Annotated in this window: 32 protein-coding genes and 2 pseudogenes; 28 read left to right on the top strand and 6 right to left on the bottom strand. The window is 33.7% G+C overall.

Annotated elements, in window-relative coordinates; genetic code table 11:
- On the bottom strand, window positions 1-140 hold a 140-nt coding region (locus A3IA_RS12640), incomplete at its 3' end, for an IS630 transposase-related protein (RefSeq protein WP_018380449.1).
- 494 nt (window positions 141-634) lie between these two features.
- Window positions 635-1621, bottom strand: coding sequence for a bile acid:sodium symporter family protein (locus A3IA_RS11925; RefSeq protein WP_018380448.1), 987 nt, complete (start codon window positions 1619-1621; stop codon window positions 635-637).
- Window positions 1622-2389: 768 nt separating this feature from the next.
- Between A3IA_RS11925 and A3IA_RS13045 the strand changes: the two genes are divergently transcribed.
- The 7 genes from A3IA_RS13045 to A3IA_RS0106130 all read left to right on the top strand — a co-directional run bounded on the left by A3IA_RS13045 (window position 2390) and on the right by A3IA_RS0106130 (window position 8365).
- On the top strand, window positions 2390-2551 hold the full coding sequence (locus A3IA_RS13045) for a hypothetical protein (RefSeq protein ID WP_018380447.1): 162 nt from the start codon (window positions 2390-2392) through the stop codon (window positions 2549-2551).
- 289 nt (window positions 2552-2840) lie between these two features.
- Window positions 2841-3107 (top strand): DUF3884 family protein, encoded by a 267-nt coding sequence (locus tag A3IA_RS0106155; RefSeq protein WP_018380446.1) that lies wholly within the window; start codon window positions 2841-2843, stop codon window positions 3105-3107.
- A 581-nt stretch (window positions 3108-3688) separates the two neighbouring features.
- Window positions 3689-4033, top strand: a complete 345-nt coding sequence (locus A3IA_RS0106150) for a LytTR family DNA-binding domain-containing protein (protein WP_018380445.1) — start codon at window positions 3689-3691, stop codon at window positions 4031-4033.
- The gene (locus tag A3IA_RS0106145) at window positions 4030-4767 is read left to right on the top strand and encodes a response regulator transcription factor (RefSeq protein WP_018380444.1); all 738 of its coding nucleotides are present in this window, start codon (window positions 4030-4032) and stop codon (window positions 4765-4767) included. Before A3IA_RS0106150 ends, A3IA_RS0106145 begins: the two co-directional genes overlap by 4 nt.
- Window positions 4767-6125: a sensor histidine kinase gene (locus A3IA_RS0106140; RefSeq protein WP_018380443.1), complete on the top strand. Its 1359-nt coding sequence runs from the start codon at window positions 4767-4769 to the stop codon at window positions 6123-6125. The genes A3IA_RS0106145 and A3IA_RS0106140 overlap by 1 nt, the downstream gene beginning before the upstream one ends.
- A gap of 165 nt (window positions 6126-6290) precedes the next feature.
- On the top strand, window positions 6291-7034 hold the full coding sequence (locus A3IA_RS0106135; RefSeq protein WP_018380442.1) for a LytR/AlgR family response regulator transcription factor: 744 nt from the start codon (window positions 6291-6293) through the stop codon (window positions 7032-7034).
- On the top strand, window positions 7031-8365 hold the full coding sequence (locus tag A3IA_RS0106130) for a sensor histidine kinase (protein WP_018380441.1): 1335 nt from the start codon (window positions 7031-7033) through the stop codon (window positions 8363-8365). Before A3IA_RS0106135 ends, A3IA_RS0106130 begins: the two co-directional genes overlap by 4 nt.
- A 77-nt stretch (window positions 8366-8442) precedes the next feature.
- Here the strand turns inward: A3IA_RS0106130 and A3IA_RS12635 are convergent, their stop codons facing one another.
- The 3 genes and pseudogenes from A3IA_RS12635 to A3IA_RS11920 form a co-directional block, all read right to left on the bottom strand.
- Window positions 8443-8580: a bacteriocin class II family protein gene (locus A3IA_RS12635; protein WP_018380440.1), complete on the bottom strand. Its 138-nt coding sequence runs from the start codon at window positions 8578-8580 to the stop codon at window positions 8443-8445.
- A gap of 148 nt (window positions 8581-8728) precedes the next feature.
- On the bottom strand, window positions 8729-10048 hold the full coding sequence (locus A3IA_RS0106120; protein ID WP_018380439.1) for an HlyD family efflux transporter periplasmic adaptor subunit: 1320 nt from the start codon (window positions 10046-10048) through the stop codon (window positions 8729-8731).
- A gap of 9 nt (window positions 10049-10057) precedes the next feature.
- Window positions 10058-12209: pseudogene (locus A3IA_RS11920) on the bottom strand (peptide cleavage/export ABC transporter).
- A gap of 230 nt (window positions 12210-12439) precedes the next feature.
- On the opposite strand from A3IA_RS11920, the gene A3IA_RS0106110 reads away from it, so the two are divergent.
- The 18 genes from A3IA_RS0106110 to A3IA_RS0105995 all read left to right on the top strand — a co-directional run bounded on the left by A3IA_RS0106110 (window position 12440) and on the right by A3IA_RS0105995 (window position 22292).
- Window positions 12440-12670, top strand: coding sequence for a Blp family class II bacteriocin (locus A3IA_RS0106110; RefSeq protein ID WP_018380438.1), 231 nt, complete (start codon window positions 12440-12442; stop codon window positions 12668-12670).
- 382 nt (window positions 12671-13052) lie between these two features.
- On the top strand, window positions 13053-13349 hold the full coding sequence (locus A3IA_RS0106100) for a bacteriocin immunity protein (RefSeq protein WP_018380436.1): 297 nt from the start codon (window positions 13053-13055) through the stop codon (window positions 13347-13349).
- A gap of 246 nt (window positions 13350-13595) precedes the next feature.
- Entirely contained in the window at window positions 13596-13796 is a 201-nt protein-coding gene (locus A3IA_RS0106095; protein ID WP_018380435.1) for a hypothetical protein, read from the top strand.
- Between the two features lie 483 nt (window positions 13797-14279).
- The gene (locus tag A3IA_RS0106085) at window positions 14280-14480 is read left to right on the top strand and encodes a hypothetical protein (RefSeq protein ID WP_018380434.1); all 201 of its coding nucleotides are present in this window, start codon (window positions 14280-14282) and stop codon (window positions 14478-14480) included.
- Window positions 14481-15109: 629 nt separating this feature from the next.
- Window positions 15110-15277: a hypothetical protein gene (locus A3IA_RS13040; RefSeq protein WP_018380432.1), complete on the top strand. Its 168-nt coding sequence runs from the start codon at window positions 15110-15112 to the stop codon at window positions 15275-15277.
- Window positions 15278-15331: 54 nt separating this feature from the next.
- Window positions 15332-15496, top strand: a complete 165-nt coding sequence (locus tag A3IA_RS12620; protein WP_018380431.1) for a bacteriocin — start codon at window positions 15332-15334, stop codon at window positions 15494-15496.
- 15 nt (window positions 15497-15511) lie between these two features.
- Window positions 15512-16201: a CPBP family glutamic-type intramembrane protease gene (locus A3IA_RS0106065; RefSeq protein WP_018380430.1), complete on the top strand. Its 690-nt coding sequence runs from the start codon at window positions 15512-15514 to the stop codon at window positions 16199-16201.
- 218 nt (window positions 16202-16419) lie between these two features.
- On the top strand, window positions 16420-16608 hold the full coding sequence (locus A3IA_RS0106060; RefSeq protein ID WP_018380429.1) for a hypothetical protein: 189 nt from the start codon (window positions 16420-16422) through the stop codon (window positions 16606-16608).
- A gap of 625 nt (window positions 16609-17233) precedes the next feature.
- Window positions 17234-17485 (top strand): hypothetical protein, encoded by a 252-nt coding sequence (locus A3IA_RS0106045; protein ID WP_018380426.1) that lies wholly within the window; start codon window positions 17234-17236, stop codon window positions 17483-17485.
- A 60-nt stretch (window positions 17486-17545) separates the two neighbouring features.
- Window positions 17546-17713, top strand: a complete 168-nt coding sequence (locus A3IA_RS12615) for a bacteriocin (protein WP_244862332.1) — start codon at window positions 17546-17548, stop codon at window positions 17711-17713.
- A 12-nt stretch (window positions 17714-17725) separates the two neighbouring features.
- Entirely contained in the window at window positions 17726-17956 is a 231-nt protein-coding gene (locus A3IA_RS0106035; RefSeq protein ID WP_018380425.1) for a hypothetical protein, read from the top strand.
- Between the two features lie 28 nt (window positions 17957-17984).
- Window positions 17985-18350, top strand: a complete 366-nt coding sequence (locus A3IA_RS0106030; RefSeq protein ID WP_018380424.1) for a hypothetical protein — start codon at window positions 17985-17987, stop codon at window positions 18348-18350.
- A gap of 333 nt (window positions 18351-18683) precedes the next feature.
- Window positions 18684-18887: a hypothetical protein gene (locus A3IA_RS0106020; RefSeq protein ID WP_018380422.1), complete on the top strand. Its 204-nt coding sequence runs from the start codon at window positions 18684-18686 to the stop codon at window positions 18885-18887.
- 585 nt (window positions 18888-19472) lie between these two features.
- Entirely contained in the window at window positions 19473-19598 is a 126-nt protein-coding gene (locus A3IA_RS13555) for a hypothetical protein (RefSeq protein WP_018380421.1), read from the top strand.
- 12 nt (window positions 19599-19610) lie between these two features.
- The gene (locus A3IA_RS13680; RefSeq protein WP_018380420.1) at window positions 19611-20285 is read left to right on the top strand and encodes a CPBP family intramembrane glutamic endopeptidase; all 675 of its coding nucleotides are present in this window, start codon (window positions 19611-19613) and stop codon (window positions 20283-20285) included.
- 501 nt (window positions 20286-20786) lie between these two features.
- Complete coding sequence (locus A3IA_RS13445) at window positions 20787-20996, top strand: hypothetical protein (RefSeq protein ID WP_018380419.1); 210 nt, start codon at window positions 20787-20789, stop codon at window positions 20994-20996.
- Window positions 20997-21469: 473 nt separating this feature from the next.
- Window positions 21470-21607: a hypothetical protein gene (locus A3IA_RS13315; protein WP_018380418.1), complete on the top strand. Its 138-nt coding sequence runs from the start codon at window positions 21470-21472 to the stop codon at window positions 21605-21607.
- A 1-nt stretch (window position 21608) separates the two neighbouring features.
- The gene (locus A3IA_RS0105995; protein WP_018380417.1) at window positions 21609-22292 is read left to right on the top strand and encodes a CPBP family intramembrane glutamic endopeptidase; all 684 of its coding nucleotides are present in this window, start codon (window positions 21609-21611) and stop codon (window positions 22290-22292) included.
- A 125-nt stretch (window positions 22293-22417) separates the two neighbouring features.
- Here the strand turns inward: A3IA_RS0105995 and A3IA_RS11910 are convergent.
- Window positions 22418-23188, bottom strand: a pseudogene (locus A3IA_RS11910) (IS3 family transposase).
- A gap of 266 nt (window positions 23189-23454) precedes the next feature.
- Between A3IA_RS11910 and A3IA_RS0105985 the strand changes: the two are divergent.
- The 3 genes from A3IA_RS0105985 to A3IA_RS0105975 are packed head-to-tail and all read left to right on the top strand — an operon-like array spanning window position 23455 to window position 24428.
- Window positions 23455-23763, top strand: a complete 309-nt coding sequence (locus A3IA_RS0105985) for a bacteriocin immunity family protein (RefSeq protein WP_018380416.1) — start codon at window positions 23455-23457, stop codon at window positions 23761-23763.
- Window positions 23764-23779: 16 nt separating this feature from the next.
- A complete protein-coding gene (locus A3IA_RS0105980) occupies window positions 23780-24112 on the top strand; it encodes a hypothetical protein (protein WP_018380415.1) in 333 nt (110 codons plus the stop codon).
- Entirely contained in the window at window positions 24105-24428 is a 324-nt protein-coding gene (locus A3IA_RS0105975; RefSeq protein ID WP_018380414.1) for a bacteriocin immunity protein, read from the top strand. The genes A3IA_RS0105980 and A3IA_RS0105975 overlap by 8 nt, the downstream gene beginning before the upstream one ends.
- Window positions 24429-24565 lie beyond the last annotated feature (137 nt).

Genomic DNA, 24565 nt, shown 5'->3' with positions numbered 1-24565 from the left:
TCGCCTGTTTTTTCTTTTAGTTTTAGCCATTGATAAATGGTGTTGCGTGAGATTTGGAAAACAGCAGATGCTTCAGAAATACTGCCAGTTTTGTCACAGTATGCGAGAACTTTTTTACGAAAATCTAGTGAATATGCCATAAAAACATGATATCACAAATGTACTGTTTTTACTTCATTTTACTATACATCGAGTCAACAAGGTCTGCTTTTGATTTTAGAAGAGTATCAAGTATTGTTCTGCGTCTTTTTTTGTTCCTTGTTCTGAAAGTTAACTCATTTGACTATAAAAGGAGCTGAGATACTTTAGCCACAGTTCCTCGGTGTCCTCGTGACTTTTTGGGCAATGCTTAGAAATGGAATGCCATAGGAAATCGCTACCGTCTGAAATCACTTAAGAAAAGTTTCAACAAAAGGTTTGCAGATTGAAGAAAAGTCTGTTTTGGATCTTTTTCTTTGGAGTTAAAAGTAAAAAACCCCCAAAAACATTGAAACAACAGTTTTTTGGGGGTTAATGATTATCCATCCTTCTGCAAGATTTCCAAATGATCACATTTTCAGAAAGGGTCTACGTTTTGAGAGAAGTTTCAAAAAACGTTTTATTCTCAATTTGCAAGCACGTTTTTGCTTTCGTTTTATTTTGCGGTTGCTAGTTTCTCAGAAGGGTAAGTTTGTGTTTGGCTTGCTTGAGCTTTTTTAGCGTCTTTTTTGGCACAAAGGTTAGCATAGACGGTTCCCCATAGGGTGTGGACAATGGTACCAGCAGCACCAGCAAGGGCAGCCAGTGGTGAAAAGTGTGCCAAGCCCAGACTAGCAGCAAGTGAGGTATTTTGCAGTCCAACTTCAATAGCCATGGTACGTTGACTAGCAAGATCGTATTTAAAGAGTTTGGCTAGTCCCATACCAGCAAGATAACCTGATAAGCTGTGGAAAAAAACGACCAAGAAGATGACCCAACCCGTTGATAAGAGATTATCACGATTAACAGCAACTGTTCCAACCAGTACCATTAGGACTGCTAAGGAAGAAAATGTAGGCATTGCCACACTGACTTTTTGGGTGTATTTGCCAAAGAAAGCATTGAGTATCATACCACCGACAACGGGGAGTAAGACGACTTGAGCAACTGACATAAACATAGCAGTAAAGCTCATTTCAAAGTAAGAGCCCCCGTAGAGGGTTAGCATAATTGGTGTCATTAAAGGGGCTAATAAAGTAGACACCGATGTCGCAGAAATAGATAAAGGAACATCACCGTTAGCCAGATAAGCCATGATATTTGAAGATGTTCCACCTGGAACAGAACCGAGTAAAATCAATCCGAGGGCAACTTGATCTGGAAGATTGAAAAGTTTGGCAAAGACAAAACCAGAGAAAGGCATAAAAAAGAATTGGAGGACTTCAACTAGGAGAACACGGACGGGACGGCGAAAAACTTCCCCAAAATCTTTCATGGTCAAAGTTAGCCCCATAGTGAACATGATGAACTGTAAAAGTGGTGTTAAATAAGCTGTTATCCATGTAAATAGGTTAGGAAAAGTTAATGCCATAACGGCGACAGCAAGGACAACGTAAGAGAGGTAATCTCTAAAGACTTGGTTGCATTTATAAAATAGTTTCATAATCATTCTCCTGATAGTTCTAACAAAAAAGCTTCCCACAATGAGTGGAAAGCCTACAAGCAAGTCCACTCGTACGACGAATAGGACTTGGCAATATCATCGGTAAACGACGTCTGCTAAGTCCTGATTTTAATAATAATGACTGCTTTAGTATTTGAAACTGTCATTACGAGTGTCTCCAATCTTTTGTGATAATGCTAATACTATATCTTAACTATTCAGAAAAATCAAGTAATTTTTCGAAAAAATCAAAAAAATCTGATTATTAAGAGAAATGACTGTTTATTCAACCATTTATCAAGTCTCTTTAGCATTTTTAGTCAAGTAGTAGCGAGATACATCTGGCACTTAGTCTCCTTAGCCCCTATTAAAAACGTGATAAACAGTGTTGATAAAAGGTTTATGGTTCCATGTCATTAGAAAATAGCCGAAAAATCCCAGTGAAATGATGACCGATTTGTTTTTTATAAATCCTTGAAAATAATATCAACTAAGGTTGATAGGATAGAAGATGGGAATCTTTCTTGAAAAGGCATTCATAACCTGGCTGGCGCGTGATGAGAATGATCAAAGCCTTATCTAGATAAAGAGTGATTTTTATTAAAATAAAAACCATTTAGGAAAGTTAGATGACTGTTTAGGAATCAGAAGTCTTGATTTCCAATTTTTTTGGTATATTTAAAGCATGAAAGGACTTGATTATAAGATACATGATAAGGTGTTTATTAATTGAAATAAGTTAACAATCATAACAAGGAGGTGGGGGTTATGAATCACATTAATCCAATCATTTCCAACCAATGGTTGGAAGACAATAGAAAGCACTTATGTATACCTTTAGCGGACTCTAAATCTTTGAAAAAACTTCAAGAATTAGTTTATTCAAAAGATTGGGAAGAAACAAGAATTAATGGTGAAGCATATATTTAACATATTATAGTCAAATCAAAACTTGCCTAGACTGTATAAGTGTTAAGTTAAGACAGTTTTTAGGCGAATTTGTAGATTCTGATGATAGTGATAATATTTTTCCCAAAAATTGTAGACATTCGCTTTTAGCGACATATTTATTTTTAGAGGTTTTTCAGAAAAAAGCAAAAAGATATTTGATGAATTATACAATAAAGAAGAAATGATGTATTTTTTAAGTAACAGTTGTCTCAATGATTGGCTTTGGGAAAATAAGCAAAAGAAATTCTAGGAGGAAGACAGATTGTTTATGAAAAAATTATATGGTAATGCTTTCAAAGAAGTCTATATTGTAGACTTTTCACTGATGAGAGAAGTTCCCTTGTTTAGCAAGGAATACAATAAAATAGGCACTTGGTTTACAACGACAGGACAGAGATGGATTTGCCATACAGAAATACCGAAGGAAGAATTCAAAAATATGATATTAAGTAGCATAGTATCAGAGGATGTTGATAAAGTGAAGTTTTATAAGGATTATATTCCATTCTCAACTAATCATGAAATACCATTTTAGATCAATTATTTTTAAGTTTTGCATCTATAAATACACCTTATTCTTTACTGTATTTTACAGGTCATTAAAAAAAATAGATAATGATAAAAGAACGAAATATTAGAATAATTGAGAGGTGCAACAAGTATAGTCAAATGAATTAGCTTTCAGACAAGGAACGAAAGACGCAGACAGTACTCGCGTATGGCAAGTCGAAAGTGACGATGTATCAAAGTTAATCCAAAAGACTATACAAGGTGTCAATTAGCCATTGCAACCTGCACTCATGATACTATTTTAGGTGGACTTGGAACATCTAATCCAGAAAGTTTATGTGTTTATACGAGAAAAGTTTGCAAGTAATACCTCTCAAAGAATAAGGTTATTGTTAATAGGGTGGACGATTATTTCGTCCACTTTTTTATTGATATTTCTATGAAAATCTGTGATTGTTTTCTCACTTTATTTTCCTAACGCGCTTATTTTTTGTTATACTTTTTTTAGTTATTATTTTTCCATTTAGGAAATTTGAGTGACCGTTTAGGATTTACTGACTCAATGCGATTCTTTCTATGGTATTCTCCCTTTAGGAGGGTATTAAAATGACTGCTATTGTTTTTAGAATGAATCGTAATTATAAAAAAATTCCTTTATCAAACGTTTATTATATTGCAACTCATCCGACTAAACCTCATAAGCTGAGGATGGTTACAAATATTGGAATAATGGACTTTTTCGATAATTTAAATAAGTTAGAAAAACGCTATTCAGGTCATCTTGTAAGATGTCATAGAAGTTGCTTAGTTAATATTACTAAGATTAGGGAAATTGATTTTAGTGAAAGAACACTGATTTTGGAAAGTCCAGATGAGATGCGTGTTCCTTTTTCGAGAAGGCGTCAACAGCAGCTACTACAATCATGGTTAGAAGAAGGAGAAATGAGATGAATATTTTTGTATTAGAGGATGATTTTGCGCAACAGACACGGATGGAAACACTTATTAAAGAGATTGTTGCTAAACATAAGTTAGACGTTGAAAGTGTTGAAGTGTATGGTAAGCCCGACCATTTATTAGCAGCATCAAAAGAGAAGGGAGCCCATCAATTATTCTTTTTAGATATTGAAATTAAAAATGATGATATGAAAGGGTTAAAAGTAGCTAAGGAAATCACGTATAAAGATCCTTACGCAAACATTGTTTTTGTGACTACACACTCAGAATTTATGCCCTTGTCGTTTAAGTATCAAATCAAAGCCTTAGACTATATTGACAAAGAATTGGAAACGGTCGATTTTGAAAAGCGTATTGAAGATAATATCCTATACGCACAGACAAGAGATAGTAAAACGGTGACAGAAGATTCCTTTTATTTTCAATCAAAATATAACCAAATTCAGTATCCTTTTAATGATTTGCTTTATATAGAAACATCACCGCGTCCACATCGCGTCATCCTTCATACGGCTGTTGATCGCATGGAATTTACGGCTAGTTTATCAGATATTGTTAAGCAGGATAGGCGATTACTACAATGTCATAGGTCTTTTGTTATTAATCCTATGAATGTTATCAAGGTGGATAGGCATGAGCGGATTGCTTATTTAAAGGACGGTTCAACGTGCTTAGTTGCACGTCATAAAATGGATCTTTTACTGAAGACCATAGCAGATTTGCATTGATGGGAGAAATAATGGAGTTTCTTTTTGATATATTCAGTGTGTTTATTGCGTTTGGATTAGATCTATTTTTATTTTTATTCATAAGTAAACGCAAGTTTTCTGTTAGCACGATTTTTATAGCATTTCTTTTATATGAATTGCCTTTGTTATTAACATCTAGTTTGCAAAATTTTTTATTTCTTGATTTTAATTTTATCCCGTACTTATATCGAGCATTAGGGATGTTATCAATACCATTGTTTTTTTTAAGGGAATTACCAAAAAGTTTGCTTATTTTTTACGGTCTGTTTCCTATAACATTGAGAAATTTATTTTATAGATCTATTTCTTTTTTTCTTTTGCCAGTTTTTAGTTTAACAAACGATTATCTTGATTCGACAAAGTACTGGCTATTTTTCTATATCTTATCTGCTTTTTTGAGTACTTTATTTTTGAGATGGTTAAAATATGACTTTACCATTTTAGAACGAAAAAATTTGGATTCAGGCGAAAAACAGTTATTAAATTTCATAAATATTGTAATGATTGTATACTTTATTTTGATAGAAATATTTACCTATTTAGAATTTGAAAAATCATTAGAAACATTAGCCTACAGAAAGTTCTTAGTTATCTTGTTATTGATTCTCTTTATAGGAATTATAAATATACTTGATCGACGTTTGCGTGAGAGAGTCCAAAAAGATTTAATTTTACAAAGAGAGTTACAATTAAAAGATATGGAAACTTATAGCAAGCGGATTGAGGAACTTTACAAGGAAGTTCGTAGTTTTCGCCATGATTATGCCAATCTTTTGACGACTTTGAAGTTGGGGATAGAGAGTAAGGATATTGATGCGGTTAATGAAGTTTACCAATCTGTTCTCAAGGATTCTAATAAAACATTGAAAGATCATAAATATGATATTGGTAGGTTAACGAATGTAAAAAATTCAGCCTTAAAAAGTTTACTTGCTGCCAAATTTATTCAAGCTACTGAAAAAAATGTATCCATTAGTTTGGAGGTTCCAGAAGCAATTGAACCTAAGGGAATGGATTTAGTTGATTTTATTACGATAGTTTCCATTTTATGCGATAATGCTCTAGATGCTGCTTTAGATGCAACCGTATCATCAATTAATATTGCCTTTTTTTCTGAAGGAAATAAACAAATATTCATCATTGAAAATTCTATGAAAAATGAATCACTAAATATTGAGGATATATATAAGTTTGGGGTAAGTAGCAAAGGTAATGGAAGAGGAGTAGGACTATATAATGCACATCAAATTATAAATAAATATCCTAATATTTCATTAAAAACGACTAGTCACAATTATATATTTGCACAAAACTTAGAAATTAAACATTATAAATAGTTAACGCTTTTAATAATGAGATGAGGTTGTGGTAAAAAATATTTTGACGAGTGTTTTAAAAAAAGATAAAATTAGTTGATTTTAATTTAGGAAATTAGTTACCAATCTCGCCTTGAGATGAAAATAAGCAAAACTGGTATTAGTTACTATGAATAGGGGGAAGCGGTGAACATTTATATATTAGAGGATAATCTTTTCCAGAAGTCCTACTTAGAATTTTTGATTGAAGATATTCTTCGCGAAAACCAGTTCAAATCAAGTGCTATCTTTTCTTTTGATAATCCGGATAAGTTAATTCAGGCAATTGCTGGCAAGGGGCAAAAACAAATTTTTCTATTGGATATTGAAATCCATCAAGTAGAACAAGCGGGTTTACAGTTGGCACAACGTATTCGAGAACAGGATCCCTTGGCAACTATTGTTTTTATCACCACCCATACTGAAATGATGCCACTTGTTTTTCAGTTGCAAATTGGTGTTATGGATTATTTAGACAAGGACCTTTCAAAAGAAGCCTTGAAGCAAAGGTTGACATCCTTGTTGGATAAAATAAACGAGAGCAGCGAGCTAGTAGACTTGAAAGACTACTTTATCTATGAGACGGAGTACACGGAAGTTCAGCTTCCCTTTGCTAAGATCAACTATATTGAGACCTCCCCAAGACCACATAAATTAATCCTCCACACCAACACAGACCGTATTGAATTTACAGGAAAATTACAAGAAATCCTACAAAAAGAAAAACGTTTCATCAAGTGTCATCGGTCTTATGTGGTCAATCCGAAAAATATCAGTAAAATCAACACTAAAGAAAGAGTAGCCTACTTTAGTGACGGTAGTTCTTGTATTATTTCAAGAACAATGGTCAAAGAGTTGAAAAGAATAGTGAAAGAAGGGAGAGAGGTGTGACCGATTTAGTTCAATTTTTAGTTCAGTTCATTGACACACTGTGTTTTGTTTTTCTTTTTGCATTTACACAGGACAAAAAAATTACATTATGGCAATGTTTACTAATTGCTTTAGGAAAATACATAATCTTTTCATTACTATTTCTTTTTTTACCGAATTTCTTTTTTGAATTGGTCACTCCATTTTATTTTTTAAGTGTTTCTTTTTTATTAAATAGAAAATTAGAAGGTTGTTTACAGATATTTAGGGGACTTTTTCCGATAACGCTACATCATATTATTTATCTTGGTTTGGTCTATTTTATTATCCCCTTAGCTAAGATGGGTTATGAAGATGTTAATCGGAGTGTCATTATTTCAATCTCCCTTTCTATATCATCAACAATTATCTCTTATTGTTTTTTGAAATATTTTAATTATTATTTTAAAACAGAGTACTTTGCTAAATTAAACGCACAAGAGAGACGCTTTTTAATAATTATTAATGTTAGTATGATTTTATACTATATATTAATAAAATACGTTGTGCAAAGCGTAGGCATTGATACCGACCTCTACAAAGCTTCAATTGTTTTTATTTATATTGTTTTCTTTTTGACCATGATCAATCGTCTTGATAAATCAATGCAGATTGAATTAAAAGAAGAGTTGATGTTTCAAAAGGATATACAACTTCAAAATTTAAAAGAATACAGTAAGCAAATTGAAGATTTGTATATTGATATTAAACGTTTTAGACATGATTACCTGAATATCTTAAAAACGTTAGCTATCGGAATTGAAGAGAAAAATTTTACTGTCATTGAATCCATTTATCAGGAGACGATAAAAGACACAGATAAACCATTCAAGAATACCAAGTATGACATTGGACGATTAATCAATGTTAAAAATGAATCATTAAAAAGTCTGCTTGCCGTTAAGTTGACACAAGCTAGGGAAAATGGAGTAGTAACGTCCATTGAAATTCCTACTACAATTGATGTAGAGGATATTGAAATGATTGATTGTGTTACGATAATCTCAATATTATTAGATAATGCAATGGAAGCTGCTTTAAAATCCGAAAAGAAAATATTAAAATTAGCTTTTTTCGAAACAATTTCACAACAGATAATATTAGTTGAAAACACGATAAAGGAAGAGAGGATTGAAGTCAAACAGCTCTTTGAATTAGGCTTTAGTTCAAATGGATACGGTAGAGGGATCGGACTAGCAAATGTTTCTTCAATTATTGGAAAATATTCACATATTGTTTTAGAAACAAAATCACAAAATTACTATTTTACTCAAACAATAAAAATAAAAAAGAGAGTAAAGAGAGCGATGTAAAAGTCGGATTTCTACGAAATGACCAATTTTTACATCGCTTTCTATTTTTTCTTCAATTGATTTAGCTTCTCAACTTTCTAACGTGCTTTATAATCTGTTTTATGAATAATATCAAGAATTTTTTTAAAGATACTCTTACCTTTTCCTCCATCAATTTCAGCTAATTCTTTTTCGCTAAGCTCCTTGAATTGTTTAGACGTTTTTAAATGAGTCATTATTGCTTCTCCTTTTCGTAATAATGTTAAGTATAAACTAGATTTGTCTATTTATAACCAAAAATCCTGAATGGTTGTTATTTTGTTCTGAATGGATAAAAAACTAAGAAATTCAAGTTAAATATGATTTAAGTAAGTAGTATCGATTTTATTGTATATCATTCAAAATCTTATCCTTGTAATAATTAAAGAATGTTTTTTTCCCAATAATGCTTGTCACTCTTCCCTGCATGCCATATTTCAGAATACGGCTATCAGTTTCTGAAATCTTAGCTTGCGCTTTGACTTTAAAAAGATTTCCCTCCTTGGTTTCAGTTGAAGAGGCGTTGATAGCTCTGACTTTACCAATAACCACCAAATCTTGATTGCTGACTTTATCTAATCTGAGACGGACAGTTTGTCCTTTTTTAATTGTCGCAATGTCACTGGAATTGACGTAGTAAGTAATAGTGACTTTCCTCGTCTTACTCATATCAGGAAGGATCTGCGCAATCTCAGTCCCTTTTGGAATGATGCTCGTTTTAGATAGATGTCTTAAGAGGTGAACAATACCGTCTTGTGGCGCTTTAATCGTGTTATTTTGAACTTGAACATCTGCTTGTTGGAGTTTTCCCTCAAGCTCCGCGATTTGATTGGTAACAGTTGTCAACTGGTCATCCGTTTTTTGGATGTACTCCGTTCGGAGAATATCAATTTGTGATTGACCGTTCTGTGAGGCATTCTCTGTCAAAATAAACTTACCTCGGCTGTGGATTTCTTTAATTGCACTTTTAGGCGTGTGATACGTTAATAACTTTCCTCTTGCAGATCTAAAAGAAGTCATAGCCGTTTGCGGTGCTTGTTGTGATGGGATTTGAGGGGGCTGTTCCTGTATTCCTGTTGCGACATCTGGCTGACTAGAGGGGAGATTTGGCGTCTGAGGGACTTGAATTCCCTGATCTTGTTGTGGTGTTTGGCTAGGGTAGGGATAATTCCCATAGGGTTGTGATGGTGTCGTTTTAGGTTCCAATTCCTTTACTTTAAGCATAAAACTGTTATAAGTATTCAAATAGCCAAATTCATCCACGCCATCATCAATGAAAAAATTAACCCCTTGCTTTAAACTAGCTTTCAAAGTTTCAAGACCAATTTTTTGGCGTTTAGCACTGGCTAATTGAGTTTCTAGAACCGTTTTCTGAGATTCATCCATCGTCTCAGAATAGTTTAGGAGGACATCGTCTTTTTTGACGACCTTATTTTCCTCAAGGTGATGACTTGATAAGGGATTATCACTAGTTGATTGAATCGAGGCAATGACACTGGTTGGTGTGATTTCACCAATCGTTGAAACACTAATTTCTTTCTTGGCTACTAAAGAAAAGAGTCCTAAGAAGCCAACTAATAGGAGTAAGGGGTAAATCAGTAAGGTCGCAAAATTTTGGTAGCGTCTTCTGTAAAATTCAGCACCTTGAAAAAGATTCGGATTCATAAATTCTCCTTATTTACTAAATAAATGATAATAAAACCCTTGTCGTCTGACTAAGTCTCTATGCGAGCCTTCTTCGACAACTTTTCCTTGCTCTAGAACAAGAATTTTCTCCGCACGTTGGGCGATGCTCAAGCGGTGAGCGACAAAGATAATGGTCTTATCAAGGGCTAAGAGGTTGTCAATTACCTTTTTCTCAGTTAAGACATCTAACCCACTAGTAGCTTCATCAAGAATGAGTGTTGGTGCTTTTGTGAGCAAGGCACGAGCTAGAGCAATGCGCTGCTTTTGACCACCAGATAGGCCGGCTCCATCTGAGAGTTCGGTCTGATAGCCCATGGGCATCTGCTCAATGTCTTGACGGATTTCCGCAATCTCACAAGCCTTCAGGATGTCTTCTTGGCTAACGGTTTCTTTGATACCTAGGGTGAGGTTTTCAAGAATAGAGCCATTAAAAATATAGGCTTGTTGAGGCAAGTAGTTGATATGACGTCGTAGCACTTTCTTATCCAACGTTTTAAGATCCGTGCCATTCAAACGAATAGTCCCTTGATAAGGTTCGTAAAAATTGACAATCATCTTGGCAAGAGTTGTTTTGCCTGAGCCACTAATACCTACGAGAGCAACTTTTGTTTTTTCCTTGATGGTGATGGTAATATCAGACAGGGTGTCTCGTCCAAAACCATATTTATAAGAGACCTGATCAAAAACAATATCCCCTTTAAGTGTGGCAGGATCGGTCTCAAAGGTCTGGTCTTTAAATTCGGAATCAACCAAGTAGACTTCATTGAGACGTGTGTTGGCAACTTTGGCAGATTGCAACTTGGTTTGCAAGTTGATGATATTTTCAAGGGGGTCAGTGAAATAACTTAACAGGGTATTAAAGGTGATGAGCTGACCGACGGAAATCTTTCCTTTAATGACAAGGTCTGATCCCAACCAGAGAATGAGGACGTTTAGAAGGAGTTGAGCGCCTTGCTTCAAGGCTGATTGAAGGGTTGACAGTTTGCTTAAGGTAAAGGATTTGTCTAAGTAATCGACAAATTCACGGTCAATCTTTTGATAACGAATTTCTTCGCTAGTTAATGACTTAATCGTTTCAATCCCATTAATATCCTCAATAATGGCTGAACTAACCATGGAGTTGCTTTGCATGACATCGTTATTCATGCGTTCAAAAGGTTTCATAAAGGCAAAAATAATCACCAAATAAATGGGAATGGAAACTAAGGAGAGAAAGAAAAGGTTGGGGTTTTGAAGTAACAAGACACTTCCGACGATGATGACGATAGAGAAATCTAGGAAAAGGGAAAGAATAGTTGAAGCTAGTGCATCGATAATGGCATTGGCATCAGTAAAACGTGAGATAATTTCCCCAGTGCGTCTAGTCGCAAAAAAAAGACATGGGCAAGTTAAAGATGTGCTTGATATAAGATAAAATGACATCAATCGTCAAACGCTGACTGAGCACAGTGAGGAGGTAGTCTCTGGCAAAGGTCATGATTTGTTGGATGATGTAGGTGATAATCAATCCAACAGAAATAATGCCCAGCGTGGATAGCATGTGATTGGGGATGTAATCATCTAGGATAGATTGCAGGTAGTAAGAACCGACAATATTAATGACGGTAACCAGTAGGCTAGCAATGACAATTTGGGCAATCACTGCTTTTTGCTTAAAGATGAGTGGAAGAAAACTAGCTAGCCCATTCTTTTTATCTTTGTGCGGTTGATAAGATGGCTTAGGCGCCATGAAAAGCGCTACACCTGTCCATTCAGAAAGAAAGGTGTCGTAGGACATTTTAGTGACCTTGACACTCGGGTCAGGGTCACCAATGATGAGTCCCTTTTTGGTCGTTTGATAGACGACATAGTAGTGTTGAAGTTTACCTTCTTTATTGACATGAGCGATGAAAGGATAGGGGACATCTGTCATGTCAAAAAGGCTGGCGTCAGCTTGAATAGCACGTGTCTCAAAACCAATCTCTTGAGCAGCTTTGATCAAACCAAGAGCAGTCGTTCCTTCTTTATTAGTTTTCGCTAGTTCTCTCAAGTGTGCTAGGGAATATCTAGACCCATAAAAGGCAGCAATAGAAGCTAAAGCTGCCACTCCGCAGTCTCTAGCATCTACTTGGGGGATGAACGTACGTTTGTATTTGGACATTAATTCCTCCTCTAATGACTTTAATTTATGATATGCCTTTTTAATACTATCAAAAAGTAAGTCATGAAGATAAAAAAATCTTAAACGGTAAAAAATGAGTAGTGAATGGTAAAAAATGACCGTTCGCAACAAAAAAACGACTGTTTAGGATTTGAGTAAAAAAATAACTAAAAGTGAGTTACAATAAAAACGTGGTCGCGACACAAAATAAAAAATAGGAGGTATTCAAAATGAATACAAATACACTAGAACAGTTTACAATGATGGATGAGATGGTACTTTCAAGTATTGAAGGTGGTAAATGCACATGGAGTGGACTTGGTAAAGCAGCGATTGGCACTGGTGCAGGAAATGGTTTGAGAATGGGTATAAAAACTGGAACTTGGCAAGGAGCCATTGGAGGAGCTGCAGGCGGAGCAATCATTGGTGGTGTCGGATATGGAGCAACTTGTTGGTGGTGATGCATGGATTTTAAAAGTTTTTTTATAGGATTAATAATTGGTTTTTTATTACCAGCGTTAGATAGATTTTTGATGAAGAAAAAATAAAAATAATATTCAGAAAGTTTTTCTAGTGCTTCAAGTCAGGAAAATGAATAAACGTTTAGTCTTTGGAACTATTGCTAATAATTCAGTTATGAATGGATTAACAGGTGGAAATGCAGGTTGGCATTCGGGTGGTATCGGTTAATACAATAGCTAATGCCTTTGGAACAAATTTTAAAAAAGGTACTTGAGAATGAAAATTTCTAAGCACTCTTTCTATTGTTTTATATAAAAGGTTACCAAATAGAATAATAAAAGAACTTTGAAAATAAAGTAAACTATAATGGAGGATGTAAATTTGAGTATCGTTAAATGGTTTTCAGGTGGGAAGGAGCGAAAAGATAAGGCTTCAGAATTAATTCAGGATTTAATTTTAGATTTAAAAAACAGTCCTAATACTAAGCAATTAGAACAATTACTTGTATCCTATAAAAAGGAATTGGATGAAGAAAAATCATCTGTCCCTTTTATCTTAAGTCGATTAAATGTATCAATCTCAAAAATAATAAGTGAAAACAATATTTCTTTGACAAAGAGTCAGGCTGATATTTTAAAGAAAATAAGGACTTTATCGCACATTCGTTATGGATATTGAGAGTAGTAGCTGGCACGGGGAATGTTCAACCAAGGACGCATAGCTAAAATGCTTTTAGGTATTGAAGATAGTAACAATAACTGGTAAGCTAATGTCTTTGGTGCCTTGGTTTCAGGTAGTGTAGGAGCTGCTATAGTGTTTTTCCAATTTGTGGAATAGCTTGTGATTATATTGGTGCTAAAGCGGGTATTACTTTATGGACAATAGCAACAGGGGCAACAGGTGGATTTTAGAGAGGGTATACTGATGAAAAAATATAAAGAATTAGCAACAAATGATATTGCCAATATAAGTGGTGGTAACCCTACTGGAAATGCTGCAATTGGTGGACTTTCAGGTCTTAGTGCAGGTACGAAATATTGTAAAATTCCTCATCCTGTTTTAAAGGGAGTTTGTGCTGTTGGCGTTACAGCAGGTAGTGCCTATTTGGCATATAAGGTTAATTAAATGATTTACACAGTTTTTATAGTTTTATCATCTTCTATAATTGTTTTTACGACTATTCATGCTATTTATAGAAAAAGTGTAACTCATCTAACACCGTACTTATTCTTTTTAGTTTTTTATCAACTATCGTTATCAAAACAAACGACAAATATGTTATCAATTGTTACTTTATTAGCCTCTTTACTCGTTTATTTTGATAAAAAAGATTGAAAAGTGGATGACACGGCTGTGGAAGAAGATAATTTTCTTGTCAAGATTTTCCAAAGTTGTAAATGGAAAAACAGATTGTCTTATGATAAGAAACGAACTGTTCTTAAATGGTCTCATTATTATCTTAAACGGTAAAAAATGAGTAGTGAATGGTAAAAAACGACCGTTCGCAACAAAAAAACGACTGTTTAGGATTTGAGTAAAAAAATAACTAAAAGTGAGTTACAATAAAATCGTAGTCGCGATACGAAATAAAAATAGGAGGTGTTCAAAATGAATACAAAAATAGTTGAACAGTTTGAAGTTTTAAATGTTGAGAGTCTTTCAGTTGTTGAAGGTGGAGCCTTACCTCTGGGACCAGTTATCAAAGGGCTTGGGATCTATGTCGCTGGAAAAATTTTTGATGGCGTGGGAAAAGATAGCACAAAAAGTTGTCAACAAAATCCAAAGCAATGGTTTTGTTTTAAAGTTTAGTCCACCTTCAGGTACAGTTACGAATGAATAATTTAAAATCTTTAATAATTCTATTTTTAATATATAGATTTTCAGTACTTATTATAGAAATCGTTTCGGAAATCTATCCTTTAACGATTTGGTTGAAAGAATTATCTACACTGATAATTACGATTATCGGCTCAGTTTGTTACTATAAATATATTGGAAAGGGAAAATGATGAGTGCAATACAGACAAAAGAAATTAGTGAATATCAACTAGCAATAATTTCTGGAGGGAAAGTTTGTTCTATAGGGGATCCAAGCTGTTGGATTTGGCCGACAACTAAAAAAATAATCGGATTGATAAGTAACTCACCTACTAAATCAGCTCCGAAATGTTTTCCAAGAAGTGCTTCTAACCCTGCACCTCCAGTTTTCTGTCCATAATTTTTATTCTATAATCAATTAATTACTATTTTAGTATTCTTATTAGTTTTTCTCTTACTAGAATTAAGAATTTTCCAAGACTTGTCAGCATATGAGTCTTGGATTTTTACCATTCAGGAAAGTTAAATGACTGTTTAGGATTTAGACATTTATTTTAAAAAATGATTGCTATAATAAAATCGTAGTCGCGATACGAAATAAAAAATAGGTGGTATTCAAAATGAATACAAAAGTATACAAACAGTTTCCAGAATTAAGTGGCGATACTTTAGAAAACATTACAGGCGGTGATGATTTTACTAGAGGTATGTATAAATTAGGGAGAGCTGTAAGAGATACAGTAAACAAAACTGGTAAATTCATTTGTGATCGTGCACCATGGTGCTAAAACAATACGATATTTTAGAAATTATTTATAGTAAGTATTAAAGGAGAAAGAAACATGTCACAAAAAGAACTTAGTCACAAAGAACTTGAAAAAATCCTAGGAGGCGCTCCTGTTATCAATCTTGGTGCTGATGTCATTAAAGTTGTTAATAAACTTTTTGCAGGGACTTGTTCATTTATTGATGGTGTGAACGGTAAAAAGTATAAAGGTAAATGTTAAAAAGGGGAAAATAGAATGATTGGTGTATTTAAGAAGTGTTTCAGATTGGCTCTGTCTATTATATTCTTTATGGTCATGATTATGTTTATCCAAACACCTGTTATTTCTACTTTATCCAAAGACCATGTCAACTTTAAGCAAGATACTCAAGGGGATATACTAAGAGTTATGACGTGTATTGGAGCTATTATCCTCTCCCTTTATTTTCTGAGACTTTTAGCAAAATGTTTAGGGATAAATTTGAGTAAACCTCAGTCTAAAAGAAGGCTGTTCAATGATAAACGTTTATTGGCATATATCGTAGTAATACTTCTTATAACATTAATCTATTTGATTCTTTTGTTTATTGGTAATGGTTACAGTGTAGGAGTTGTGCCAAAAGAAATTTCTGAAATGTCCAACAAGCCAGTAATATTTATATTGTATATGTTTACAACTATTATTTCTCAACCTATTTTAGAGGAACTTTTATTTCGAGGGATACTTCAAGAAAGGTTAGCACGTTATTCAAGTTGGATAAGTATCATAATCACTTCGATAGTATTTTCATATATCCATGGCTATGGTGCAATAATTAATTCGCAATTCATCAGTTCCATAATATATGGCATAATCTACAAATCTAGCGATGATGTTAGGTTTCCTATTATCATACATTCTTTGCAAAATTTAGTAGTGGTGCTCTTCGTAATTGTATTTGCGTAAGAATTAATATTGAAAAGACAAGTCTATTACAACACCTTTCACTTAAACTAAGACATACGAATCCTGGTCACCAGCTTACATTGGTGACTAGGATTTTTGATATTTTTACCATTTAGGACGTTTCGGTGACCGTTTAGGATTTTAATGAAAAAATAAACAAATGAGAGTTATAATAAACATATGGTTGCTACACAAAATAAAAATAGGAGGTATTCAAAATGAATACAAAAGCAATGGAAAAATTTAACGATTTGAACTCTGCTGATCTTGCTACTGTAGAAGGTGGTGATGGAGGAGCATCTTTATTATGGTTCTTGGTAGGTGGGGTTTATTCATACTATGCTAATGAAGCTACGGCTAGCTGTCGGAAAAATCCTAAACAATGGCACTGTATTAATATTAAATAATAGGGAGGAATAAGTAAAATGAGACAGGCAGAATTACAATCAGCAGAATTAGAAACTATTGTCGGTGGGAAAGTTTGTTCAGTATTTGATATTTTTTGTGTGATTGGAGAGGGGATAAAAAGTGGTAGCAAGGGGCCAGTTAAACCACCTACTTGTAGTTATCCTTCTGCCTGGAATCCAGCTCCAGTAATTAGGTGTTATTGAGGGAAGTATTTATGAAAAAAATACTTATAATTGCTATACAAATACTAGTTTCGGCACCTTTAATTTATTATATTAGAGAAACTTTTGGTATATATAGTTTCATACATTGGGGGCTATTCCTCCTTATCTACTTAGTTAATCTCATCATTTATAAGAAAATTTGTCAGAAAATTACACCTAAATAAGTTATCTCAATTTTATTAGTCACTCAATTATTGATAGTGTGGGGTAAATATAAAATTGGTTGTTAGTTTAATTTACTATGCAATTGATTTTATTATCAGGCTCCTTCTCGAACGGTAGAATTTTCCCATTTAGGACAATTCAATGACCATTCAGGATTTTAATATAAAAATAACCAAATGTGAGTTACAATAAAAACGTGGTCGCGACACACAATAATAAAAGAGGAAAAATTAATATGAATTCAAAATCAATAATAAGTTTTCAAGAAATACAATTAGAAAGTCTATCCAATGTAAATGGTGGAGCAAATAAATGGAATAATGCAGCTACTGGAGCTGTATACGGAGCAGGAATTGGTGTAAGCTTATGTACAGCTGCAGGTATGATGACAGCAGGGGCTACCTTAGCTGCGACTGCTGGGTGTGCTTGGGCAGGTGCAAAAATAGGTGGTTCTATAGCATTTATTGCAGATAATATCATTAAATAGGAGATATATAATGGATAAAAACTTTTTTAATGAACTTTCAGTTAGTGATTTGTCAGATGTTTGTGGTGGTGGACTAGGTGGGCACTCGTAACTGGTGCTCTAGCAGGAGCTTTCCAAGCTGGACAACAGTGTATTTTAGCAGGTCCTCAAGCTTACTTAATTTGTGCAGCAGGAGGTGCTGTTGTTGGGGGAGTTGTTGCATATGGATTACGTCCTCCAAAATTGTAAGTAGGAGAAATTATGGGCACTATCATAACTCAGATGGTTATCTTAATCGTCTTTCTGCTCTATATTTTAATTAGTATTTCGTTAAAAAAATTTCACGGCAAGATTTATAGGGCTTGTACCTTCATTTTTATAATTGCAGGAATGGTTTCTTATGTGACCAAGGGTTCAAATTGGTTTGATTTTTTAGCTCTTCTTATTCCTTTGATGGTACTGTATCAGTTTGAAGATAGATTCACCAAGTGATAAAAACTATTATCTTATTGGAGGCAACATGGATAAACTAAAACGTCTTCTTCAGTTTGGATTTTTATTGTGTTTGACCATTGACTTGACAGTCTTTTATTTATTCTTTAGAACAATTCGTGTCGAAGAGAGTCATTTGACAGTTTATTTCTTGTTATTGACAATATTACATGTATTGGTTGTTTTATGGGCTTATGCCATGTTAAAACGTTATAAAGTAAACTATGTTTTTTTAAAACAACAAATGAAAATCGCTCTTCTAGTTGTCGTTGCCTCAGTTCTAGTAGTTGTCCCCCTCTTTATTTTAAAAGAGGATACAATACCAATGGCAATGCTATTAACAAATAGTGTTATATTCTTTTTATATCCGAATCGAAGAGGTTATATCAGTTAAGTAGGGTAGGAACAAAACTACATTAACTAGTTTGACTGGTATAAGTAGAAAACTACTGAAAATCAAGAGGACCTTTAATGAGTCTTCTTGGTTTTTGTTTAAATAAGAGTTGACAATTTAAAGTGATGAATGAAATGGTGCTTTCAGGTATTGAAGGTAGTAAAAATAATTGGCAAGTTAATGTCTCGGGTGCCTTGGTTTCAAGTAGTGCCAGAGCTACTATAGTGTTTTTCCAATTTGTGGATTAGCTTGTGTCTATATTGGGGCTAAAGCGAGTATTACTTTATGGACAGTAGCAACAGGGGCAACAGGTGGATTTTAGAGAGGAGTATAATGAAGAAAAAATATAAAGAATTAGCAACAAATGATATTGCCAATATAAGTGGTGGTAACCCTACTGGAAATGCTGCAATTGGTGGACTTTCAGGTCTTAGTGCAGGTATAAAATATTGTAAAATTCCTCATCCTGTTTTAAAGGGAGTTTGTGTTGTTGGCGTTACAGCAGGTAGTGCCTATCTGGCATATAAGGTTAATTAAATGATTTACACAGTTTTTATAGTTTTATCATCTTCTATAATTGTTTTTACGACTATTCATGCTATTTATAGAAAAAGTGTAACTCATCTAACACCGTACTTATTCTTNTTAGTTTNTTATCAACTATCGTTATCAAAACAAACGACAAATATGTTATCAATTGTTACTTTATTAGCCTCTTTACTCGTTTATTTTGATAAAAAAGATTGAAAAAATAGCTAATATATCTATAAACGAAGCCAATCTTCTTAATCAGTCTTTATAAAGTCCTAAGTGGAGGACGTCATGGAAACTATCATACCTCAAATGGTTATATTGACCGTCTTTTTTATCTATATTTTGGTCAGGATTTCCTTTAAAAAATTTCACGACAGAATTTATAGGGCTTGTACATTGGAAGCTTCAATTACCAAACATTCATAGCTCTTAGACTGATAACACATTAATAATTTATGAATTCTGTACAAAAAGTACTGCCTTTCAACTAGCTAGTTAATTTTTATCAGTACTGTTAAACCGTCGCTTATTTGGCATATATCATTTATATACCTCAACAATATTGAACATTACAGGAGAAAAATTAAAATGAAAATTTATGAAGAAATTGCAACAGAGAAACTGCTTGATATCAATGGTGGTGTCATGTTACCTTGGCACGATTATGGTTTAATACTATCACCTAAAAGTTCCGTTGATGCCGTTTTAAAATAACTATATTTTTCTATGCTAAAAAAAACATCCATTTACTTATTTCCCGTCTTTATTTATATTGTCTTCCATAATATATTAGCTCAGATACAGTTATATTGGTGGAAACAAAGGAATTTTGATGACAACTTCTATTTATTAGTAAATGCTATTCTCCTTCTGAATATCCTAATAATTTGCCTATGGCAAAGTACAAGATTTAATTCTAAGCCATTTCGTATATTCGGGGCAAAATGGTGGTATGCTCCGATAACTTTTTGCTTAGGTAGCGCTATATTTATCTTTGATCTAACTAGCTCTCGATTGTTTTCAATACCATTGACCGAAAACACTAATAGTCTGAACACCATCTTATCTTACAGCAATGGAAATTTCTTTTTACAAGGTTTTATACTTTGGAATGTCATCTTAGGACCAATACGAGAAGAAATATTTAATCGTATGCTCCTAATGGAGACCTATTTTAAAGAGTCACCCTATTACTTTGATGTTTTGCTTTCTGCAATAGTATTTAGTGCTAGTCACGTATTACCAAGTGGCAATTTCCAAGCATTCTGGGTGTATGCCATACCTGGAACTTTATATGCCCTGATGTATCGTTTTACTAGAACTATCTATTGTCCAATACTAGTTCATATATTATGGAATGGATATGTCTATTGGGATTTAATTAATCTAGTCATTACTTAAATAGGATGTTTTCACCTAACTGATAAATAGTTTAGGTGTTTTTAATATTTGTTGAAATTTCGTTTTTTAATTATACTGACACAATTAAAACTACTAACAAATGGTGTCCACTACTTTTTATCTGAATAAAAATGATTATATTAACTAAATATAACAATGGTGGCACTTTTAGCCAGTTATTATACATTCTTCCATAATAAATAACAGTCAAGGAGGCAGTGCAGTAGTCTTCTTGATTTTTGATATGCACTCCTGTTTTTGGATAGTGGTTCGTTTAGGAGAACAATGAGTAAGGGACAAATATTTGCCTCATATCTAACGTTTTATCTGCTCTTTTTATACAATAAATTGTAGATTTAACCACTTTTCCTTTAAATTAATGACCTTTTTACCATTCAGGAAAGTTAAACGACTGTTTAGGATTTAGACATTTATTTTAAAAAATGATTGCTATAATAAAATCGTAGTCGCGATACGAAATAAAAATAGGAGGTATTAATAATGAAGAACACAATTGAACAATTAGAAGTGATGGCTAATTTGAACCTTGAGAATACTGTCGGAGGTTATAGCGCAGGTGCTTGTTTTACTGATATTGTTTTGGTGGCAATAGATGGCATAGCATCTGGTGCTGCGGGAGGCGCACTAAGTGCAGGAGTTGGATGTTTTATAGCTGGTGCACAAGAGATTTCAGATGGACTATTTAAATGATTATTGTTAAATTTTTGTTACCTTATTTAATATTGACTCCAATTATGTATGTAATATCCAGAAAATCAAAAAATCTTTTCAAAAAATATATGCTAATCGCTACTATTTTTTTTTCTCATCCAATTACTATCTGAGATAGCTTATCATTTTTTTAGATAATGAGTTTTAAATCATTAAAATCAAGAAGACAGTAGCGGGATCTTCTTGATTTTTGATATGCACTCCTGTTTTTGGATAGTGGTTCGTTTAGGAGAATAATGAGTAAGGGACAAATATTTGCCTCATATCTAACGTTTTATCTGCTCTTTTTATACAATAAATTGTAGATTTAACCGCTTTTCCTTTAAATTAATGACCTTTTTACCATTCAGGAAAGTTAAACGACTGTTTAGGATTTAGACATTTATTTAAAAAAATGATTGCTATAATAAAATCGTAGTCGCGATACGAAATAAAAATAGGAGGTGTTCAAAATGAATACAAAAATAGTTGAACAGTTTGAAATGATGGATGAGATGGTGCTTTCAAGTGTTGAAGGTGGAATTCAAGTACCTTGGTATGATTATATGATATTTCCTAGAGATATTTCATCGGCACCGTGGAATAAATAGAATGAAAAAAGATAAGAGTCTTTTTAACATTATAGCTATGGGGCTAATAATGTTTTTTCATTTATCAATTCCTAAATGTTTGGATATTTTATTTCCATTTTATGGTTTTTATTCGGACTTATATTATCTATATTATGTTTTGTTGGATACAGTGACAATAATATTAGCCTATTTATTATTTAAACAAGTCAATAACGAGGAATTGTATCAGAACAAACTACTCACTCTAGAAAATATAAGAATTCTATGCATCAGTTTACTTGGTATATATAGCGTTGAATATTTTCTAATAAAACATTTAACTAATAGTACAGCTAATTCTCAAGCGATTAATGATTTTCTTTACTACAGTACCGGAAAATATTACTCCTATTTATTTTTATTATTAATCTGTCTGCTAGGTCCAATTGTTGAAGAATTGATTTATCGAGGATTGTTAATGAATGCATTATTCAGGAAAAGCACGTATGGAATTGATATTCTTATTTCAGCATGCTTATTCTCAATGATTCATATCTATAAATATCCTTGGTCAACCATCGCATTTTTTATTTACTTTGTTTATGGTTTAGGATTTGCGATGATTTACCATTATTCAAGGAATTTAAAGTTATCAATGGTTGCTCATGTTGCCGTTAATACTTTTATCAGTATTCCGTATATCATATATGTATTCACCAATTAAAATTTACGACAACCGTCATTATCATCCATTGTGAATAGATGGTCTAAATGAAAAGGCAACGCTTTTTCTGTACAAATGTTATAAAGTGTTTTTTCTTAAGCGATTAATCTCTTAGTCATTGGTGTTTAATAGCTAAGAACTGCTGTGAATACGGTGCGGTGGAGGTTCCACCAGTGAACATATTCCTCGGTTTTAAGATTGATTCTTCCAGAGTATGGAAGGTCTCTTGCTTGATAAACTCAATCTTAAAAGAATGGTAATTACTCTCAGAGACGGCATTGTCATAAGGGCAGCCGGCTTGATAAAGTGAACGAGTGATGTCAAAGACTTCTATGAAGTCATCAATCATTCGATTATCGAATTCTTTTCCGCAATCAGAGTGGAGTTAGTCTTGGTTAAGGCGTAAGGGGAGGATCTGAATAGCTTATTTCACCAACGCAGAGGTCTTACGCTAAACAACGGATACGTCAATGATTTCACGATTGAAGAGGTTGATAATGAATCAGACATAGGTTAATTCTGTCACAATAGTATTCAAAGGCTCTTGTTCGTAAAATAGTCTAGCTAAATGATTTGGAATTAGCGCCTCATTTTTCCCTTTAGAATGCGTTTTGAATCAGACTGTTGATAGATACAAACTAAGTTCAGTGTCTATTTATGATTCGACGACGGGATACGGTGATTCCCTTGGCTTCGAGACTTTCGTTATCTTTCTAGCTCTTTATTACGCTTCCCAAGGACAATCAGCTCACGCTGTTCATCCGTTAGCTCATCAATGGTTTTGTATGAATCAGTGGGTTTTGCCTATTTACCCCACTTATCAAAGGTTTAGGGTGTTAAATCATATTTCTTGATAAGCTCACTACGCTTTTTCCTGTATTCTGAAGTTCAACCATTTGTTGTTTGAGGTCACCTGTAGATTGTTGGCGTATTTTTTAGCCATCAATTCCCCTATTTCTTTTCCAGTGTAGAACACTTTGTAATTACTATCTAGTTTTTCTCTTACTGGAATTAAGAATTTTCCAAGACTTGTCAGCAGATGAGTCTTGGATTTTTACCATTCAGGAAAGTTAAATGACTGTTTAGGATTTTAAAAGAAAATACTACTTATTGGTGGTATACTTATTGAACAAGAGAAAATTAGTGTATAGGAGATAAGTCAATGACTAATGATAGAGAACAAATGTTGATTAGGGTTTATAATCTGATTTTAGACCCATCAGTCAGTCAAGAAGAAAGAGACATTTTACGGGCTTTTATGTCTGATTTGGAGCGTGGTAGTGACTATCAAGTTAGTGTGATGCGGTTTGCGGAGGATTTGCGACAGCTGGCAGTGAAAAATCTTAAAGACTATAAAAAATTATCTCCAAATGTTGCAAGGCTTTATCGGGAGATTGCCTATCGTGGTGAAAAATATTCAAATATCGCCAAGGGATTGATGAGCATAGGTTTATGGGGGCTTGGTAAATAATTTTAGGAGATTTCAGGTGGCGATTTTATATAGAAATGAACCTGTTTTGGTTTGGAAAGTTAATCGAATTGAACCTTATCCAGACTGGGTTCAAGAAGCTTTTGATAAAAACATTATGGTTTGGATTGATCATCATGTGAGGATTTTGATGGCTGCTTTACAACCATCAGCAATTGAAAATGCTAAAACAGGCGCCGTTGGTGCGATGGCAGGCGGATTTGGTGGCTACGGGATGTATGTCTTAGCCTATCCAGGTGACTATCTTGATGTCACCAATCATCGTGTCATTTCTGAAAAAACGTTTCAAAAGGAATACCAACTCGTTGAAGGAGAGGAAACTAATGTCTAAGAAATTAAAAGCAGAATTGAAAAATGAATTGATGAAGGTGCTAAACGATTATCATGTGCAAAGAAATGGTGACTTAAATTTATTATTTGAGAATTGTATGGCTGAGTTGGAGAATGCCAAAACGAATCGTGATGTTTCGGCAATTACAGCACGGCTTAGCCAATCTATTTCTTATTATCTCGTTTGTCATCGTTATGAGGCTCCCAAGTCGGTTATTGACTTAGGATTATGGTTGGCCAAATATCCTAGTGTTGAGCGTGGTCATCTAGCGCCATTACAGATGTTGGCTCAATCGTTAGCAGGCTTACTAAGATAAGAGACATAAGTATCACAAGATGACTATAAGCGATTGGAAGAAAAAAATCTCTTGAATGAAATAGGAATATCGTCATACCGAATGAAAGACAAGATAAGTGTTACAGGGGTTAATTGCCTTATCACTTTAATTTTGAG

It is taken from the genome of Streptococcus thoraltensis DSM 12221 (assembly GCF_000380145.1).
Classification (GTDB): domain Bacteria; phylum Bacillota; class Bacilli; order Lactobacillales; family Streptococcaceae; genus Streptococcus; species Streptococcus thoraltensis.
This window is presented reverse-complemented; position numbering and strand designations above follow the sequence as displayed.

Excerpts from the sequence above, each read along its gene's own strand:
- A3IA_RS12620 (WP_018380431.1), top strand. The coding sequence starts at position 15,332 with ATGTCACAAAAAGAACTTAGTCACAAAGAACTTGAAAAAATCCTAGGA.
- A3IA_RS0105975 (WP_018380414.1), top strand. The coding sequence starts at position 24,105 with ATGTCTAAGAAATTAAAAGCAGAATTGAAAAATGAATTGATGAAGGTG.
- A3IA_RS13445 (WP_018380419.1), top strand. The coding sequence starts at position 20,787 with ATGAAGAACACAATTGAACAATTAGAAGTGATGGCTAATTTGAACCTT.
- A3IA_RS13680 (WP_018380420.1), top strand. The coding sequence starts at position 19,611 with ATGCTAAAAAAAACATCCATTTACTTATTTCCCGTCTTTATTTATATT.
- A3IA_RS0106155 (WP_018380446.1), top strand. The coding sequence starts at position 2,841 with ATGAAAAAATTATATGGTAATGCTTTCAAAGAAGTCTATATTGTAGAC.
- A3IA_RS0106110 (WP_018380438.1), top strand. The coding sequence starts at position 12,440 with ATGAATACAAATACACTAGAACAGTTTACAATGATGGATGAGATGGTA.
- A3IA_RS0106030 (WP_018380424.1), top strand. The coding sequence starts at position 17,985 with ATGGATAAACTAAAACGTCTTCTTCAGTTTGGATTTTTATTGTGTTTG.
- A3IA_RS0106085 (WP_018380434.1), top strand. The coding sequence starts at position 14,280 with ATGAATACAAAAATAGTTGAACAGTTTGAAGTTTTAAATGTTGAGAGT.
- A3IA_RS0106045 (WP_018380426.1), top strand. The coding sequence starts at position 17,234 with ATGAATTCAAAATCAATAATAAGTTTTCAAGAAATACAATTAGAAAGT.
- A3IA_RS0105995 (WP_018380417.1), top strand. The coding sequence starts at position 21,609 with ATGAAAAAAGATAAGAGTCTTTTTAACATTATAGCTATGGGGCTAATA.
- A3IA_RS0106150 (WP_018380445.1), top strand. The coding sequence starts at position 3,689 with ATGACTGCTATTGTTTTTAGAATGAATCGTAATTATAAAAAAATTCCT.
- A3IA_RS0106020 (WP_018380422.1), top strand. The coding sequence starts at position 18,684 with ATGAAGAAAAAATATAAAGAATTAGCAACAAATGATATTGCCAATATA.
- A3IA_RS0106060 (WP_018380429.1), top strand. The coding sequence starts at position 16,420 with ATGAATACAAAAGCAATGGAAAAATTTAACGATTTGAACTCTGCTGAT.
- A3IA_RS13315 (WP_018380418.1), top strand. The coding sequence starts at position 21,470 with ATGAATACAAAAATAGTTGAACAGTTTGAAATGATGGATGAGATGGTG.
- A3IA_RS0106035 (WP_018380425.1), top strand. The coding sequence starts at position 17,726 with ATGGGCACTATCATAACTCAGATGGTTATCTTAATCGTCTTTCTGCTC.
- A3IA_RS12635 (WP_018380440.1), bottom strand. The coding sequence starts at position 8,580 with ATGACTCATTTAAAAACGTCTAAACAATTCAAGGAGCTTAGCGAAAAA.
- A3IA_RS11925 (WP_018380448.1), bottom strand. The coding sequence starts at position 1,621 with ATGAAACTATTTTATAAATGCAACCAAGTCTTTAGAGATTACCTCTCT.
- A3IA_RS13040 (WP_018380432.1), top strand. The coding sequence starts at position 15,110 with ATGAATACAAAAGTATACAAACAGTTTCCAGAATTAAGTGGCGATACT.
- A3IA_RS13555 (WP_018380421.1), top strand. The coding sequence starts at position 19,473 with ATGAAAATTTATGAAGAAATTGCAACAGAGAAACTGCTTGATATCAAT.
- A3IA_RS0106120 (WP_018380439.1), bottom strand. The coding sequence starts at position 10,048 with ATGAATCCGAATCTTTTTCAAGGTGCTGAATTTTACAGAAGACGCTAC.
- A3IA_RS0105985 (WP_018380416.1), top strand. The coding sequence starts at position 23,455 with ATGACTAATGATAGAGAACAAATGTTGATTAGGGTTTATAATCTGATT.
- A3IA_RS0106065 (WP_018380430.1), top strand. The coding sequence starts at position 15,512 with ATGATTGGTGTATTTAAGAAGTGTTTCAGATTGGCTCTGTCTATTATA.
- A3IA_RS0106095 (WP_018380435.1), top strand. The coding sequence starts at position 13,596 with ATGAAAAAATATAAAGAATTAGCAACAAATGATATTGCCAATATAAGT.
- A3IA_RS13045 (WP_018380447.1), top strand. The coding sequence starts at position 2,390 with ATGAATCACATTAATCCAATCATTTCCAACCAATGGTTGGAAGACAAT.
- A3IA_RS0106145 (WP_018380444.1), top strand. The coding sequence starts at position 4,030 with ATGAATATTTTTGTATTAGAGGATGATTTTGCGCAACAGACACGGATG.
- A3IA_RS0106140 (WP_018380443.1), top strand. The coding sequence starts at position 4,767 with ATGGGAGAAATAATGGAGTTTCTTTTTGATATATTCAGTGTGTTTATT.